At 61.1% G+C, this 12588-nt stretch carries 14 protein-coding genes; 6 read left to right on the top strand and 8 right to left on the bottom strand.

The window, feature by feature from the left end; genetic code table 11:
- Positions 1-43 precede the first annotated feature (43 nt).
- Both aroE and hemF read right to left on the bottom strand, forming a co-directional pair.
- Positions 44-865 carry a shikimate dehydrogenase gene (gene aroE, locus ACYZT6_RS27445; RefSeq protein ID WP_462029380.1) on the bottom strand — a complete coding sequence of 274 codons (822 nt, stop codon included), beginning with the start codon at positions 863-865 and terminating at the stop codon, positions 44-46.
- A 13-nt stretch (positions 866-878) separates the two neighbouring features.
- On the bottom strand, positions 879-1793 hold the full coding sequence (hemF, locus tag ACYZT6_RS27440; protein WP_462029379.1) for an oxygen-dependent coproporphyrinogen oxidase: 915 nt from the start codon (positions 1791-1793) through the stop codon (positions 879-881).
- A gap of 156 nt (positions 1794-1949) precedes the next feature.
- On the opposite strand from hemF, the gene ACYZT6_RS27435 reads away from it, so the two are divergent.
- Positions 1950-2927 carry an NADPH:quinone reductase gene (locus ACYZT6_RS27435; RefSeq protein ID WP_462029378.1) on the top strand — a complete coding sequence of 326 codons (978 nt, stop codon included), beginning with the start codon at positions 1950-1952 and terminating at the stop codon, positions 2925-2927.
- 114 nt (positions 2928-3041) lie between these two features.
- Here ACYZT6_RS27435 and ACYZT6_RS27430 read toward each other — a convergent pair whose 3' ends face one another.
- The 3 genes from ACYZT6_RS27430 to ACYZT6_RS27420 all read right to left on the bottom strand — a co-directional run bounded on the left by ACYZT6_RS27430 (position 3042) and on the right by ACYZT6_RS27420 (position 5863).
- The gene (locus ACYZT6_RS27430; protein WP_462029377.1) at positions 3042-3599 is read right to left on the bottom strand and encodes an L-threonylcarbamoyladenylate synthase; all 558 of its coding nucleotides are present in this window, start codon (positions 3597-3599) and stop codon (positions 3042-3044) included.
- A 54-nt stretch (positions 3600-3653) separates the two neighbouring features.
- Positions 3654-4757: a DNA-processing protein DprA gene (gene dprA, locus ACYZT6_RS27425; protein ID WP_462029376.1), complete on the bottom strand. Its 1104-nt coding sequence runs from the start codon at positions 4755-4757 to the stop codon at positions 3654-3656.
- An 80-nt stretch (positions 4758-4837) separates the two neighbouring features.
- A complete protein-coding gene (locus ACYZT6_RS27420) occupies positions 4838-5863 on the bottom strand; it encodes a LysM peptidoglycan-binding domain-containing protein (RefSeq protein WP_462029375.1) in 1026 nt (341 codons plus the stop codon).
- Between the two features lie 167 nt (positions 5864-6030).
- Here ACYZT6_RS27420 and def point away from each other — a divergent pair, with 167 nt between their 5' ends.
- The 5 genes from def (at position 6031) to ACYZT6_RS27395 (ending at position 10688) form a co-directional block, all read left to right on the top strand.
- Positions 6031-6537 carry a peptide deformylase gene (gene def, locus ACYZT6_RS27415; RefSeq protein WP_010465519.1) on the top strand — a complete coding sequence of 169 codons (507 nt, stop codon included), beginning with the start codon at positions 6031-6033 and terminating at the stop codon, positions 6535-6537.
- Positions 6538-6594: 57 nt separating this feature from the next.
- Entirely contained in the window at positions 6595-7554 is a 960-nt protein-coding gene (gene fmt / locus ACYZT6_RS27410) for a methionyl-tRNA formyltransferase (protein WP_462029374.1), read from the top strand.
- Positions 7551-8861 (top strand): 16S rRNA (cytosine(967)-C(5))-methyltransferase RsmB, encoded by a 1311-nt coding sequence (gene rsmB, locus ACYZT6_RS27405; protein ID WP_462029373.1) that lies wholly within the window; start codon positions 7551-7553, stop codon positions 8859-8861. The genes fmt and rsmB overlap by 4 nt, the downstream gene beginning before the upstream one ends.
- 21 nt (positions 8862-8882) lie before the next feature.
- Entirely contained in the window at positions 8883-10256 is a 1374-nt protein-coding gene (gene trkA, locus ACYZT6_RS27400; protein ID WP_462029372.1) for a Trk system potassium transporter TrkA, read from the top strand.
- 117 nt (positions 10257-10373) lie between these two features.
- Entirely contained in the window at positions 10374-10688 is a 315-nt protein-coding gene (locus ACYZT6_RS27395; protein WP_462029371.1) for a tetratricopeptide repeat protein, read from the top strand.
- Here ACYZT6_RS27395 and ACYZT6_RS27390 read toward each other — a convergent pair whose 3' ends face one another.
- From ACYZT6_RS27390 to tag, 3 genes are all read right to left on the bottom strand, one after another.
- On the bottom strand, positions 10689-10928 hold the full coding sequence (locus tag ACYZT6_RS27390) for a PilZ domain-containing protein (protein ID WP_094469847.1): 240 nt from the start codon (positions 10926-10928) through the stop codon (positions 10689-10691). It lies immediately after the preceding gene.
- Positions 10929-11091: 163 nt separating this feature from the next.
- Positions 11092-11979: a lysophospholipid acyltransferase gene (locus ACYZT6_RS27385; RefSeq protein ID WP_462029370.1), complete on the bottom strand. Its 888-nt coding sequence runs from the start codon at positions 11977-11979 to the stop codon at positions 11092-11094.
- A gap of 40 nt (positions 11980-12019) precedes the next feature.
- Positions 12020-12577 carry a DNA-3-methyladenine glycosylase I gene (tag, locus tag ACYZT6_RS27380; RefSeq protein ID WP_462029369.1) on the bottom strand — a complete coding sequence of 186 codons (558 nt, stop codon included), beginning with the start codon at positions 12575-12577 and terminating at the stop codon, positions 12020-12022.
- Positions 12578-12588 lie beyond the last annotated feature (11 nt).

The raw sequence follows: 12588 nt of genomic DNA, 5'->3' as shown, positions 1-12588 counted from the left end.
TTCTTGAGGACGCCTTCGCGGGCAAGCCTCGCTCCTACAAGGTTTATGCGGCGAGCTGACGGCGTAGTTCTGCCAGGACCGGCGCGGTGTCCGGGCGCACGCCGCGCCACAGGAAGAACGCTTCCGCCGCTTGTTCAGCGAGCATCCCCAGGCCGTCCATCGCCACCGCCGCGCCGTGTTCACTGGCCCAGCGGCAGAACGAGGTCGGTTCCTTGCCGTACATCATGTCGTAGCACACCGTCTTGCCCGGCTCGATCAGGCTGCTGGCAATCGGCGGTACATCCCCCGACAAACTCGCGGACGTCGCGTTGATGATCAAGTCCACCGATTCCCGCAGCCAGTCGAAACCGCTGGCCGACACCGGCCCCAGGTCCGCGAACAACTCCGCCAGCAGTTCGGCTTTCTCTACCGTGCGGTTGGCGATGATCACCGACTCCGGAAACTCGGCCAGCAACGGTTCCAGCGCACCCCGCACCGCACCGCCAGCACCGAGCAGCAGGATGCGTTTGCCCTTGAGGCTGAAGCCGGCGTTGACCGTCAGATCCCGCACCAGCCCGGCGCCGTCGGTGTTGTCGCCCAGCAAACTGCCGTCGGCGAGTTTGCTCAGGGTGTTGACCGCGCCGGCGCGCTGCGCACGCTCCGTCAGACTGTCGGCCAGGCGATAGGCCTCTTCCTTGAACGGCACCGTCACATTCGCCCCGCGACCTTCGAGGAAAAACGCTCGGGCGAAGTCGGAAAAGTCGTCGAGTGGCGCCAACGAGGTGCTGTAGTCCAGTTGCTGAGCGGTTTGCTCGGCGAACAAGCGATGGATCAGCGGCGATTTACTGTGGCCAATCGGGTTACCGAATACGACGTAACGATCCATCAGAATTCCTCGTTCAGGCCTTGGCCAACCAATCGCGGTCTTGTAGGAAGTATTCAGTCAGGCGTGCTTCTTCGCTGCCCGGCTCGGCCTTCCAGTCGTAGCCCCAGCGCACTTGCGGGGGCAGGGACATGAGGATCGACTCGGTGCGCCCGCCCGATTGCAGGCCGAACAACGTGCCGCGGTCGTAAACCAGGTTGAACTCGACGTAGCGGCCACGGCGGAATTCCTGGAATTCGCGCTGCTTGGCGGTGAACGCATCGTTCTTGCGGCGCTGCACGATCGGCAGGTAAGCCTCGATGTAGGCGTCACCGATGGCGCGCATGAACGCGAAGCTGGTGTCGAAGTCCCATTCGTTCAAGTCATCGAAAAACAGACCGCCGATGCCCCGCGGTTCGTGGCGATGCTTGATGTGGAAGTAGCTGTCGCACCAGGCCTTGTAACGCGGATAGACGTCCGGACCGAACGGCGCGCAGGCCTGCTCGGCGACGCGGTGCCAGTGCACGCAGTCTTCTTCATTGCCGTAATAAGGGGTCAGGTCGAAACCGCCGCCGAACCACCAGACCGGCTCTTCGTCTTCTTTTTCAGCGATGAAAAAGCGCACATTGGCGTGGGAAGTCGGCACCTGCGGGTTGTGCGGGTGAATCACCAGCGACACGCCCAAAGCTTCGAAGCCACGGCCGGCCAATTCGGGTCGGTGGGCGCTGGCGGACGGTGGGAGACCGCTGCCAAACACGTGGGAAAAATTGACGCCGCCCTTTTCGATCACAGCGCCGTTTTCGATCACTCGTGTGCGACCGCCACCACCGGCAGGCCGGGTCCAGGCGTCTTCGACGAATTGCGTGCCACCGTCTTCAGCTTCCAGGGCAGCGCAAATACGGTCTTGCAGGTCGAGCAGGTAGGCTTTTACGGCCTCGGTGCGGGTCGTCATGTCATCACCTTGAATCGGGCAAAGCTGCGCGGCGTTTAACGGCCGGCGGCAAATTGCTGCGTAGGATAACACTGCACCTTGCACCGCCGCAGTTGACGAAGATCAAGCTTAGGAGTCCGATAGGGAGCTTGGCAAAATGATCTAAGGAGAGTTCGGATGGCAAAGCGTATCCAGTTCAGCGCCCATGGCGGCCCCGAAGTGCTTGAGTATGTCGACTATCAACCCGCCGAGCCCGGCCCGCAGCAGGTTCGCGTGACCAACAAGGCCATCGGACTCAACTTCATCGACACCTACTTCCGTAGCGGTCTCTATCCGCCGCCCGCCCTGCCATCGGGCGTGGGCTCGGAAGGTGCGGGCGTTGTCGAGGCAGTGGGCAGCCAAGTGACCCGCTTCAAGGTCGGCGATCGCGTGGCTTACGGCAGCGGCCCGTTGGGCGCTTACAGCGACGTTCACGTTTTACCTGAGGCCAATCTGGTACACCTGCCGGATGCCATCAGCTTCGAACAGGCTGCCGGCGTGATGCTCAAAGGCCTGACCGTGCAATACCTGCTGCGTCAGACCTATGAACTCAAGGGCGGCGAAACCATCCTGTTCCACGCCGCTGCGGGCGGTGTCGGTTCCCTGGCCTGTCAATGGGCCAAGGCCTTGGGCGTGAAGTTGATCGGCACGGTCAGCTCGCCGGAGAAAGCCGCGCTGGCCAAGGCCAACGGCGCGTGGGCGACCATCGACTACAGCCACGAAAACGTCGCACAACGCGTACTGGAATTGACCGACGGCAAAAAAGTCCCGGTGGTGTACGACGGCGTCGGCAAAGACACTTGGCTGACGTCGCTCGACAGCGCAGCACCACGGGGTCTGGTGGTGAGCTTCGGCAATGCTTCCGGGGCAGTGGATGGGGTGAACCTGGGGATATTGTCGGCAAAGGGTTCGTTGTACGTGACCCGGCCGACACTCGCGACTTACGCAAACAATGCGGAAAATTTGCAGCGTATGGCGGATGAGCTGTTTGAAATGATCATCAGCGGCAAGCTTAAGGTGGACATCAGCCAGAAGTATCCGTTGGCTGAAGCGGCGAAGGCGCAGACCGAGTTGTCGGCGCGGCGTACCACTGGCTCGACTGTTTTGTTGCCTTGAGGGCATCTTCGCGGGCAAGCCTCGCTCCTACAGGCCTGCGGTCGAACACGAATTATGTGAACGACCGGGGTCCTGTAGGAGCGAGGCTTGCCCGCGAAGAACGATGACGCGGTCTCAATCCGGGCGAATTACATTCCCCGTTGCGAGATCGCGAATCACGCTCGGATTTTTGCGCCCGCCCAGGTTACCGCCGAGGATAAAATCCACCTGCCCACGGAAATACTGCTCGACACGAATCCGCGTCCGCGCCGCCGGCCGGCCCTGAGGGTTAGCCGACGTCGACACCAACGGCCCCACCATCGCACACAAATCCCGCACCTGCGGGTGGTCGCTAACGCGCAGCGCCACCGTTTCATGCATACCGGTAATCCACAGGGGCAACAAATTCTGATGCGGCACCAGCCAGGTGTTCGGCCCCGGCCAAGTGCTGGCCATCCGGTCCATCCACAGTTCGGGAAAGTCTTCGAACAGGAAGTCGAACTGACGAATATTGTCGGCCACCAGAATCAGGCCCTTTTCCATAGACCGGCCCTTGATCATCAGCAGACGAGAAACCGCGGCTTCGTCCCACGGATCGCAACCCAGGCCCCAGACCGCTTCGGTTGGATAGGCAATCACCGCCCCTGAGCGAACGGCTTGTGCGGCTTGTTGCACACGCCAATTGTTGACCATGAAAAACTCTCCGGAATAAGGCTCTGAGCAGTTTACCGATCTTCCTTATAAAACCTAGCTCACCCGAGCAAACCAGCGCCCGCTTTCGCACACTGCCTGGCCATCCATTTCCAGTTCTGTCAGCGCTGCCAAGACTTTGGACAAGGCCCAGCCACTGCTGACCGACAACGCTTCACTGGTGTGGGGCGCGGCGTGAAGCAACAGAAGCAGTGGATGAGTGGGTGCTTGCAGCGTCTCTGTGGATAACGGCAGCCTTTGCCAGCCGCGCAAGGCTTCGAGGATATGCTCGATGGTTTCCACCAGCATTGCCCCGTCGCGGATCAACTGATGACACCCCTTGGCGCCAGGGTGATGGATCGACCCTGGAATCGCGTACACCTCACGCCCCTGTTCCGCTGCCAGCCTCGCCGTGATCAATGAGCCGCTGGCGACACTTGCCTCGACCACCAACACTCCGAGGGATAAACCGCTGATGATCCGGTTGCGCCGAGGGAAGTTGCTGGCGCTGGGGCCGGCGTCCAGCGGGAACTCGGAAAGCACCGCGCTGCCCGACGCGATCATGGCATCGGCCAGCCGCCGATTGCGCTGTGGATAAAACTTTTCAAGTCCCGTGCCAAGTACCCCGACCGTTCGCCCGCCGACGTCCAGCGCGGCTTGATGCGCAGCGGCGTCGATGCCCAGCGCAAGACCGCTGGTAATGACGAAACCGGCGCTGGCCAGGCTGCGCGAAAACGCAGCCGCGGTGTCCATGCCCGGCCGCGAGGCGCGACGACTGCCGACCATCGCCAATTGCGGTTTTTCCAGGATGCCCGGATCACCTGCCACAAATAAAAGCGGCGGCGCATCACTGATTTCCGCCAGCAACGCCGGGTACTCAGGCTGGTCCCACATCAGTAAATGCTGGCCCGGACGCTCTAGCCAGGCCAATGCGTGGCTCGCGCCATCGCGCACTTCACTGGCACGGCGAGCCTCGGCGCACGTCAGTGGCAAACCCAGCGAACGCCAAGCACTGGCGGGCGCGCTGATGGCTTTTGACGCCGAGCCGAAGGCCTCGAGCAATTTCTTGAAACGCGCCGGGCCGAGTTCCGGCAACCGATGCAGACGTAGACGAGCTTCCAGTTCCGCGGGGGAAACCGGTGTGACGGCAGACAGCGACATGGATCATCCTTGATCGTTATGAGCCCCGTTCAAACGGGAATAAGCTGTGGATAACTCTGTTGGTAACTTGTGGAGCCTGCTTACGGATTTCGCACCTTGTCCATGACGGCCAGCGAGCGCGAAGCGTGGAGTACCAACCCGTAACTGAGCTTGTCGTAGGTGCGGAAAACCATCAGCAAACCGGCACGCTCATCGGGAATTTTCAGCGGTTGGCCGGTGATCCGGTCACGTACGGTTTCACCGGTTTTCATCACCACCAGCACGTTGCCTTCAGCCAGGCCATCGCGTTGACCCTTGTTCAGGGTGACGACATCCAGCGCGCCGATCTGGGTGACCCCACGCGGCACATCGATGATCAAGCCATTGATCTGGGTTCTTGGCGCACTGGGCATGAAGGTCGAGTTGATGGATCGCTCTTCACCGCTGAACAAACGGTCACCGAGGCGCACTTCCTGAGTCGTGCGTTGCAGGGCCAACGTGGCGACGTCGCCTTCGGTGGCCACAATCTCGCCGCCGCCGATGTCATCGGCATTGATCCCCAAAAACTCTTTGCTGTCGGGATCGGTGTAAACCTTGCCCTGACGGAAGATGCCGTAGACCGGTTGATTCGGGTCGAAATGACCGCGGGCGAAGATGCGGTCACCGGTGCCGCTGAGCACGCGTTCGGCATCGCCAGCGACAATGTAAGGCGCCTTGTCGAAGTCCTCGACCTTGTCGACGATGCGGTTGCTCAGCAAAAAGCTGTTGATCGATTGCAGCGGAATGCTCGGGATCGCATCGGCCACCGGCGAGCTGCGCACCCGTGGCGAGAGCTTGATGGTGCCGCGCGAAGCCCCGCGATTGAGGGTCAGGCGCGGCTGGCCGTTGACGTAGACCAGCGACAACGAGTCGCCGGGGTAGATGAGATTGGGGTTTTCGATCTGTGGATTGGCTTGCCACAGCTCAGGCCATTTCCACGGCTCCCGGAGGTATTTTCCCGAAATGTCCCAAAGTGTGTCGCCCGCCACCACTGTGTATTGCTGTGGAAAACCTTCCTTGAGTTGCACTTGCCCGTGCGCCAAACCGGCCGAGGCCAGAAGGAGCAAGGCGAGTAGTGATTTCCTCATGCGGTGAATCCCTTTATTATGTGCGTTCGCGTGAAACGCCAGAGCCCTCGTGGCTCGCTCCTCGTTTCTGAAAAGAAAAGGGAGCTACGCTTCACAACGGTAGCCGGCATCTTCGGACCCGCCAGGCCATCGCCCGACTTTACCTCACACGTGCAGCAATTAAGCTTATGGCCATTTTAGACATCCTCGAATTTCCCGACTCGCGCCTGCGCACTATCGCCAAACCTGTGGCTGTAGTGGACGACGAAGTGCGTCAGTTGGTCGATGACATGTTTGAAACAATGTATGAAGCGCCAGGCATCGGCCTCGCCGCGACCCAGGTCAACGTGCACAAACGTATCGTCGTGATGGACCTCTCCGAAGACCGCAGCGAACCACGGGTGTTCATCAACCCCGAGTTCGAACCGCTGACCGACGAGATGGAGCAATACCAGGAAGGCTGCCTCTCGGTGCCGGGCTTCTACGAAAACGTCGATCGCCCGCAGAAGGTCAAGGTCAAGGCCCTGGACCGCGACGGCAAGCCCTACGAGCTGATCGCCGAAGGCCTGCTCGCCGTGTGCATCCAGCACGAATGCGACCACCTCAACGGCAAATTGTTCGTCGACTACCTGTCGAACCTCAAACGCGACCGAATCAAGAAGAAACTGGAAAAGCTACATCGCCAGAACGCTTGATGCCCTTCTTTCAAAGGCTTGCTGCGGCAAGCCTTTTTCTTTTCAGAGATTGCTCCCATGACTGAGCCACTGCGCATCGTCTTTGCCGGCACCCCGGAATTCGCCGCCGAACACCTCAAGGCCCTGCTCGACAGCCCTTACGAGATCGTCGCGGTTTACACCCAGCCGGACCGTCCGGCGGGCCGTGGGCAAAAGCTGATGCCGAGCCCGGTCAAGCAACTCGCATTGGAAAACAACATCCCGGTGTTGCAGCCGCCAACCCTGCGCAACGAAGACGCTCAGGCTGAACTGGCCGCACTCAAGCCGGATTTGCTGGTGGTGGTCGCCTACGGCCTGATCCTGCCGCAAGCGGTTCTGGATATTCCGCGCCTGGGTTGCATCAACAGCCACGCCTCGTTGCTGCCACGCTGGCGCGGAGCGGCGCCGATCCAGCGTGCCGTCGAAGCGGGCGACAGCGAAAGCGGCGTGACCGTGATGCGCATGGAACTGGGCCTCGACACCGGGCCGATGCTGCTGAAAGTCACCACACCGATCACCGCTGAAGACACCGGCGGCAGCCTCCACGACCGTCTCGCTGAAATGGGCCCACCAGCCGTGATTCAGGCAATTGCCGGCCTCGCCGCCGGAACATTGGAAGGCGAAGTGCAGGACGACCACCTCGCCACCTATGCTCACAAATTGAACAAAGACGAAGCGCGCATCGACTGGAGCCGTCCGGCCGTTGAGCTGGAACGGCTGGTTCGCGCCTTCAACCCATGGCCGATCACCCACAGCACGCTGAATGGCGAAGCGCTGAAGGTGCTGGGTGCGAGCCTCGCCAAAGGGCAGGGCGCACCGGGCCAGATTCTCAGCGCCAGCAAGGACGGTTTGATTGTCGCCTGCGGTGCGCAAGCCCTGTGCCTGACCCGTCTGCAATTGCCCGGCGGCAAGGCGTTGAACTTCAGCGACTTGTTCAACAGCCGTCGTGAAAAATTCGCCGTCGGCACCGTGCTCGGTCAAGCGGCGGACGCTCAATGAATCCACGTCTGGCCGCCGCCAAGGCACTTGCTGCTGTTCTTAACGGAAAAGCCTCACTCAACAGTTCTCTGCCGACACAAATGGACAAGGTTGAAGACCGTGATCGCGGCTTTACCCAGGACCTGGCGTTTGGCACCGCGCGCTGGCAGCCACGTTTGTCGGCGTTGGCGGCCAAGTTGCTGCAGAAGCCTTTCAAGGCAGCCGACGCCGATGTCGAGGCGCTGCTGCTGGTGGGCCTTTATCAATTGCTCTACACCCGCGTCCCGGCCCACGCCGCCATCGGTGAAACCGTCGGTTGCGCCGACAAGCTGAAAAAACCCTGGGCCAAGGCATTGCTGAATGCCGTTTTGCGCCGCGCCCAGCGTGAAAGCGAAGCGCTGCTGGCCGAGCTGGAACACGACCCGGTGGTGCGCACCGCGCATCCGCGCTGGCTGCAAAAATCCCTGAAGGCGTTCTGGCCTGAGCAGTGGGAAGCCATTTGCGCGGCGAACAACGCGCACCCGCCGATGATTCTGCGAGTCAACCGTCGTCATCACACCCGCGATGCTTATCTCGGGTTGCTGACTGAGGCCGGCATCGCCGCCACGCCATGCGTTTACAGTCAGGACGGCATCATCCTCGAAGCGCCGGCCGACGTGCGCAGCCTGCCGGGCTTCGCCGAAGGCTGGATCAGCGTGCAGGACGAAGCGGCGCAACTGGCCGCCGACCTGCTCGACCTGGCGCCGGGCCAACGGGTGCTCGACGCCTGCTGCGCACCGGGTGGCAAGACCTGCCACATCCTCGAAGCCGAGCCAAAACTGGCGGGCGTCGTGGCGGTGGATCTGGAAGCCAAGCGTCTGGTGCGAGTGCGTGAGAACCTCGCACGCCTGGGCCTGAGCGCCGAACTGATCGCCGCCGACGGCCGCGACACCGCCACCTGGTGGGACGGCAAACCGTTTCAGCGCATCCTGCTCGACGCGCCGTGCTCGGCCACTGGCGTGATCCGTCGTCACCCGGACATCAAACTGACTCGCCAACCGGATGACATCGCTGCACTGGCGGTGCTTCAGGGCGAATTGCTCGATGCGATGTGGATAACTCTGGAGGTTGGCGGCATCTTGCTTTACGCCACCTGCTCCACGCTGCCGACCGAGAACACCGAAGTCATCGAAGCCTTCCTCGCTCGCACACCGGGCGCCCGTGAACTGGACCTCGCCACGGCGGCCGGTATCAAGCAGCCTCACGGTCGCCAGTTGCTGGCCCAGGAAGGCGGCCACGACGGGTTCTACTACGCCAAGCTGATCAAGATCGCCGCCGCGCGCGGTTAATGGGTTTTAAGGAGTGACTGGATGAAAATCATCATCCTCGGCGCAGGGCAGGTCGGCGGTTCGCTGGCGGAACATCTGGCCAGCGAGGCCAACGACATTACCGTGGTCGACACCGACAGCGAACGCCTGCGCGACCTCGGCGATCGGCTGGACATCCGCACCGTGCAGGGCCGCGGCTCACTGCCGACGGTGCTGCGCCAGGCCGGCGCGGACGATGCCGACATGCTGGTGGCCGTAACCAACAGCGACGAAACCAACATGGTGGCCTGTCAGGTTGCCCACACCCTGTTCCACACCCCGACCAAGATCGCCCGGGTCCGCGAAGCCGCGTACCTGACGCGCTCCGAGCTGTTCGATAACGAAGCGATTCCGGTGGACGTGCTGATCAGCCCGGAACAAGTGGTCACCAACTACATCAAGCGCCTGATCCAGCATCCGGGCGCGTTGCAGGTGATCGACTTCGCCGAAGGCAAAGCGCAACTGGTGGCCGTGAAGGCGTACTACGGCGGGCCATTGGTGGGTCAGCAACTGCGCCAGTTGCGTGAACACATGCCCAACGTTGAAACCCGCGTCGCCGCGATTTTCCGCCGTGACCGGCCGATCCTGCCCCAGGGCGATACGGTGATCGAGGCCGACGACGAAGTGTTTTTCATCGCCGCCAAGGCGAATATTCGCGCAGTGATGAGCGAAATGCGCCGTCTGGACGAAACCTACAAGCGCATCGTCATCGCCGGTGGCGGGCAGATCGGTGAGCGTCTGGCCGAGGCGATCGAAAGCCGTTATCAAGTGAAGATCATCGAGATGAACCCGGCCCGCTGCCGCCATCTCTCGGACACCCTCGACAGCACCGTGGTGTTGCAGGGCAGTGCCTCCGACCGCGACTTGCTGATGGAAGAGAACATTGCCGACGCGGATATCTTCCTGGCGCTGACCAACGATGACGAAGCCAACATCATGTCTTCGCTGCTGGCCAAGCGCCTGGGCGCGAAGAAGGTGATGACGATCATCAACAACCCGGCTTACGTGGATTTGATCCAGGGCGGCGATATCGACATCGCCATCAGCCCACAACTGGCGACCATCGGCACGCTGCTGGCCCACGTGCGACGTGGCGATATCGTCAGCGTGCACTCATTGCGGCGCGGCGCGGCGGAGGCCATCGAGGCGATTGCCCATGGCGATGAGAAGTCGAGCAAGGTGATTGGCAAATCCATCGAGAACATCGGTTTGCCGCCGGGCACGACGATTGGCGCGATCATTCGGGATGAGGAAGTGATCATCGCGCATGACGACACGGTGATCGCGGCGGGCGACCATGTGATTTTGTTCCTTGTGGATAAGAAGCATATTCGGGATGTGGAGAAGTTGTTTCATGTCGGCCTTAGCTTCTTCTAAACCGTTCGACCGCTATCGCCAGCAAGCCGGCTCCTACAAAGGATCGCGATTACCCTGTAGGAGCCGGCTTGCTGGCGATGCGATTTCGATTACGCCACCCATTCGGAAATTTTCCCCATGATCGAATCCCTGGAAAAAATGCTCGCCAAGGGTGTGGATAACTCATTGCTGCGCTTCGGCCTCGGCAAGGGTTATCTGGACCTTGGGGAAAACGCCAAGGCTGCCGAGCATTTCCAGCGCTGCGTCGAATTCGATCCAAAGTATTCGGCGGCCTGGAAGCTGTTAGGCAAGGCCCATCTGGCGCTGACAGACTTTGCGGCTGCCCGCCAGGCGTGGGAGCAGGGCCTGAAAGCCGCCCGCGCCCATGGCGACAAGCAGGCAGAGAAGGAAATGACGGTGTTTTTGAAAAAGCTCGAGCGTCAGGCGCACTGATCAGAGGTAGCGCAGGCCAATGCCATCGGCATCGACAAGCACCACTTCCATGCGCACTCGCGGCGCACCTGTGGGTAAGTCTTGCACCTGCCCATAAACCACCGCGCCCTTAGGCAACGACGACAGGCCCGGATGCTTGACGTAAACGCCCGTGGTCGAGAGGTTGCGGGTCTGGCCTAGGCATTCGCCGAAGCTTTCGTGAGTGATCTTGATGCGAAACGATTTGCGGTGTTCGGACATCTTTTGCGCCCTTGTATAAACCGTTGTGGATAACTTGTGTAGGAGCGAGGCTTGCCCGCGAAGACGTCGTTACTTCCGACATTGATGTTGGATGTGACGACGTCTTCGCGGGCAAGCCTCGCTCCTACAAGAAAACGTTAATCCACAGATCGTGCCATTAACGTTAATACCAACGTTCTTCGCCCGGCGGCCGCTTCTTGAAGCGCTTCATGCTCCACATGTACTGGCTCGGATAAGCACGCACATAACGCTCGACCACCTGGCTCATGGCCGCGCAGGACGTTTCGGTGTCGGTGCTGTACATGGCTTCTGGCGCGGCTTCCAGGATCACTTTGTACCCCGAACCGTCCGGCAGCCGCAGCGCATGCAGGAACACGCCGACCGCTTTACCGCCGGCGAGCATATTCGGTACGAACTTGCTGGTCAGCGCCTGAGTGGCGAAGAACGGCACGAAGATCCCGGCGGATTCGGCCGGTTCCGGGTCAGCGGGAATGCCCACTGCACCACCTTTGCGCACTTCCTTGATGACGCTGAGGATGCCTTCCTTTGTGGAAGCGGCCACACGGTTGCCCAGTTGCACCCGTTGCTTGCGCAGCAAATCGTCCACCGCTTTCAACTTGGGCGGGCGATAGAAAATGATCGGTTTGCACTGGTTGCAATAGAAGTGGTTCAACACTTCCCAGTTACCCAGGTGGCTGGTGATGCCGACGACACCTTTGCCGGAGGCGAGGGCGTCCTTCAACACGTCGAGCCCTTCGACTTCACGCACCAGGTCGATGGAACGCTGGGCGGGCCAGATCCAGGCGCAGGCGCTTTCGGTCAGGGACTTGCCGATGTCGCTCAGACTCTGGCCGACCAGACGCTCGCGTTCAGCCGGGTCCATTTGCGGAAAGCACTTGGCGAGGTTGATCCGCACCACATCGCGGGAACGGTTGGGGGTTTTCCACATCACCCAGCCAATGGCCGAGCCCACTGCCTGCACTGCCCGCCACGGGAGCAGGGCAAACAGCCGCAGAGCGCCTACCAGCAAGGCGCCTTTAAACTTATCCACAGGTCACTCCTGATCTTGTGCTGTGCGCGAGGCGGCCATTCTAACCGCCGTTCGCCAGTGTCGCGTAGCGATCGCAATCCCGGGTGTGGTCCATGACCATGCCCGAGGCCTGCATCAGCGCGTAGCAAATGGTCGGACCGACGAACGTGAAGCCAGCCTTTTTCAGACCTTTGCTCATCTCCACCGCGACCGGCGTGACCGCCGGCACCTCGGTGCGATCCTTGAAATGATTGATCACAGGCGTGCCGCCGACGAAGGACCAGAGAAACGCTACCGGGTCCTCCAGCGCCAGCCACGCCTGGGCGTTGCGACGGGCCGCATTAAGTTTGAGGCGATTGCGAATGATCCCCGGATCGAGCATCAATTCATCGATTTCCGCGTCGCTCATCTGCGCCACCCGTTGTACGTCGAAGCCGAACAACACCTCGCGATATCGCTCACGTTTACGCAGCACGGTGATCCAGGAAAGGCCGGCCTGGAACCCTTCGAGCAAAAGCAACTCGAACAATCCCTGCGCATCGCGTAGCGGCGTACCCCACTCTTGATCGTGATAAGCCATGTACAGCGGATCTTCGGAACACCAAAAGCAGCGTGGCATAAGGCTCCAGG

Source organism: Pseudomonas sp. RT6P73, assembly GCF_054897715.1.
Note: the sequence above shows the minus strand (reverse complement) of the source record. Positions and strands in the feature narration are given on the sequence as shown.

Excerpts from the sequence above, each read along its gene's own strand:
- def (WP_010465519.1), top strand. The coding sequence starts at position 6,031 with ATGGCCATTTTAGACATCCTCGAATTTCCCGACTCGCGCCTGCGCACT.
- trkA (WP_462029372.1), top strand. The coding sequence starts at position 8,883 with ATGAAAATCATCATCCTCGGCGCAGGGCAGGTCGGCGGTTCGCTGGCG.
- aroE (WP_462029380.1), bottom strand. The coding sequence starts at position 865 with ATGGATCGTTACGTCGTATTCGGTAACCCGATTGGCCACAGTAAATCG.
- rsmB (WP_462029373.1), top strand. The coding sequence starts at position 7,551 with ATGAATCCACGTCTGGCCGCCGCCAAGGCACTTGCTGCTGTTCTTAAC.
- ACYZT6_RS27390 (WP_094469847.1), bottom strand. The coding sequence starts at position 10,928 with ATGTCCGAACACCGCAAATCGTTTCGCATCAAGATCACTCACGAAAGC.
- ACYZT6_RS27395 (WP_462029371.1), top strand. The coding sequence starts at position 10,374 with ATGATCGAATCCCTGGAAAAAATGCTCGCCAAGGGTGTGGATAACTCA.
- dprA (WP_462029376.1), bottom strand. The coding sequence starts at position 4,757 with ATGTCGCTGTCTGCCGTCACACCGGTTTCCCCCGCGGAACTGGAAGCT.
- ACYZT6_RS27435 (WP_462029378.1), top strand. The coding sequence starts at position 1,950 with ATGGCAAAGCGTATCCAGTTCAGCGCCCATGGCGGCCCCGAAGTGCTT.
- fmt (WP_462029374.1), top strand. The coding sequence starts at position 6,595 with ATGACTGAGCCACTGCGCATCGTCTTTGCCGGCACCCCGGAATTCGCC.
- tag (WP_462029369.1), bottom strand. The coding sequence starts at position 12,577 with ATGCCACGCTGCTTTTGGTGTTCCGAAGATCCGCTGTACATGGCTTAT.
- ACYZT6_RS27430 (WP_462029377.1), bottom strand. The coding sequence starts at position 3,599 with ATGGTCAACAATTGGCGTGTGCAACAAGCCGCACAAGCCGTTCGCTCA.
- ACYZT6_RS27420 (WP_462029375.1), bottom strand. The coding sequence starts at position 5,863 with ATGAGGAAATCACTACTCGCCTTGCTCCTTCTGGCCTCGGCCGGTTTG.
- hemF (WP_462029379.1), bottom strand. The coding sequence starts at position 1,793 with ATGACGACCCGCACCGAGGCCGTAAAAGCCTACCTGCTCGACCTGCAA.